This window comes from Streptomyces sp. DH12, assembly GCF_020873895.1.
Classification (GTDB): domain Bacteria; phylum Actinomycetota; class Actinomycetes; order Streptomycetales; family Streptomycetaceae; genus Streptomyces.
In genome coordinates, this window is record NZ_JAHWGT010000244.1 from 1 (window position 1) to 749 (window position 749).

General features: G+C 73.6%; 1 pseudogene. It reads right to left on the reverse strand.

Features of this window, described 5'->3' with window-relative positions:
* Window positions 1–462, reverse strand: a pseudogene (locus LPA54_RS33805) (ornithine cyclodeaminase family protein); the annotation flags it as partial.
* Window positions 463–749: the final 287 nt, after the last annotated feature.

Genomic DNA, 749 nt, shown 5'->3' on the forward strand with positions numbered 1-749 from the left:
GGTGACGGCCTGGGCCCCGGTGCCGATCAGGCCGAGGACGCGGCTGTCGGGACGGGCCAGCAGCCGGCTGGCGACGGCGGAGGCGGCGCCGGTGCGGATCGCGGTGAGCAGGACGCCGTCCATCAGCGCGGTGAGAGCGCCGGTGGTGTCGTCGTAGCGGGCGACCGTGCCGATGATCGTCGGCAGGGAGAAGTGGGTGGGATTGCCCGGGCTGTAGGCGACGGTCTTGATGGTGACGCTGTCGCCCGCGTCGCGGTGCGGCATCCACTCCAGGATGCCCGGCACCGGCACCGGCTCGCTGCGGGTGAAGCCGCCGCGCAGCGGCGAGAGTTCACGCCGCCCGTGCCCGATGTCCGCGAACCCCTCGGTGAGCCGTTCGACGACCCGTTCCATCAGCGCGTCGCGCCCGACGAGCGCCGTCACCGCCGCGACGTCTCGGCGGTCCAGGATCCAGGTCTCCATCGGGCACTCCCTCGTACGAGGCGCTTGTCGTCGGGCCCGGCCGGACCCTGACGGCATCCTGTCCGGCCGGGCTGACGCAGGGCTGATCGGCGCCTGACGGCCACCGGGCCCGCGGCGGCGGCGCATCAGCGGCGTGTCAACGGCCCTGGAAACACTGGCCGCGACGCGAGCAGAGGGAAGGAACAACGATGCTGGACGGATGCGTTCCCTGGCCCGACGAGGTGTCCGCGCGGTATCGCGAGGCCGGGTACTGGCGCGGTGAGACGCTCGGCCGGCTGCTGCGGCGG